2 protein-coding genes are annotated in these 1,444 nt (G+C 69.7%); both read right to left on the bottom strand.

Features of this window, described 5'->3' with window-relative positions; genetic code table 11:
* Positions 1-336: 336 nt before the first annotated feature.
* Entirely contained in the window at positions 337-753 is a 417-nt protein-coding gene (gene nusB, locus AC5LSR_RS02070) for a transcription antitermination factor NusB (protein ID WP_445548488.1), read from the bottom strand.
* Complete coding sequence (gene efp, locus AC5LSR_RS02065) at positions 750-1,313, bottom strand: elongation factor P (RefSeq protein WP_250284813.1); 564 nt, start codon at positions 1,311-1,313, stop codon at positions 750-752. The genes nusB and efp overlap by 4 nt, the downstream gene beginning before the upstream one ends.
* Between the last annotated feature and the right edge of the window lie 131 nt (positions 1,314-1,444).

The raw sequence follows: 1,444 nt of genomic DNA, 5'->3' as shown, positions 1-1,444 counted from the left end.
ACGCGGAGCCAGCGTCGTCTCCGCGTATGCCGTCGTCACGGGCGTCGTCATGTCCGGACGGCCGTCGGCGGCAGATCGTTCCCGCGTGCCGCCGACGGAAGACGAGCAGGTCCGGCCGCTTCGCCCCCGGCCTGGTCGGGACATCCTCCGAGATGTCACCCGGCCAGGCCGGGGACACCCACGTTCTCGAACGAGCGGGGCCTCGACACTGTTCCCGGCGGTCGCGCCGCGGTGGGCCTGACGGGCCTCCTACGAGCTGTCGCGCTCCTGGCGTTCCCCGCGAGGGATGTTCCCCGCCAGTGATGTTCCCCGCCAGGCCGCTGCGGGCCCGCGCTCCTACGAGCGGGAGGCCCGGCCCAGCTTGAGGTCGAGCAGGCGCGCCAGCAGCCCGTTGACGAAGACCGGCGACCGCTCGGTCGACACCAGACCCGCCAGCGCCACCGCCTCGTCGATGGCCACCCCGTCGGGGATGTCCTCACGCCACAGCAGTTCCAGCGCGCCGATCCGCAGAATGTTGCGGTCCACCGGCGGCATGCGCTCGAGGGTCCATTCCTCGGCATGGTCGGAGAGCATCTCGTCGATGTCGGCGAGCCGCTCGACGACACCCTCGACGAGCGAGACCGTGTATTCGGGCACCGGCGGGTCGGCCTGGGCGAGCCGCTGCGCGAGAGTCTCGGTGAAGCTGCTCCCGCGCAGGTCCGCCTCGTAAAGGATGTCGAGAGCGCGCTTGCGGGCCTTCGACCGGGCGCTCAGCTCGTCACCCGGCCCAGGTAGCGGCCGTCCCTGGTGTCCACCTTGACCTTCTCCCCGGTGGTGATGAACAGCGGCACCTGGACCGTGGCACCGGTCTCCAGCGTCGCCGGCTTGTTGCCACCGGTGGAACGGTCGCCCTGGACACCCGGCTCGGTCGCCGCGATGACCAGCTCGACGCTGGCGGGCAGCTCCACGTAGAGCGGCTCCCCGTCATGCAGCGCGACCGTCGCCGTCGTGTTCTCCAGGATGTAGCTCGCCGCGTCGCCCACGACCGCCGGCGGGATCGGGATCTGGTCGAACGACTCGCTGTCCATGAAGACGAAATCAGCGCCGTCACGGTAGAGGAAGCTCATCTCACGGCGGTCGACGGTCGCCACCTCGACCTTCACCCCGGCGTTGAAGGTACGGTCGACAACCTTGCCGGTCAGCACGTTCTTCAACGTCGTCCGGACGAAGGCCCCGCCCTTGCCGGGTTTGACGTGCTGAAACCCGACGACGTTCCACAGGGTGCCGTCGAGGTCGAGCGTCATGCCGTTCTTCAGATCATTCGTGGTCGCCACTGCGCACAACTCTCCAGCCGGACCAGCAGGTTGGCCCGTTCGACTGACGGGGGGGGATCCCGCGAAAGTCTATCTGCCCCGGGCAGCGCCTTCGGCGCGGCCCGGGGACCCCGCCACCCACATGCCCCCTA

Source organism: Protofrankia sp. CiP1_Cm_nod4 (assembly GCF_982290645.1).
Note: the sequence above shows the minus strand (reverse complement) of the source record. Positions and strands in the feature narration are given on the sequence as shown.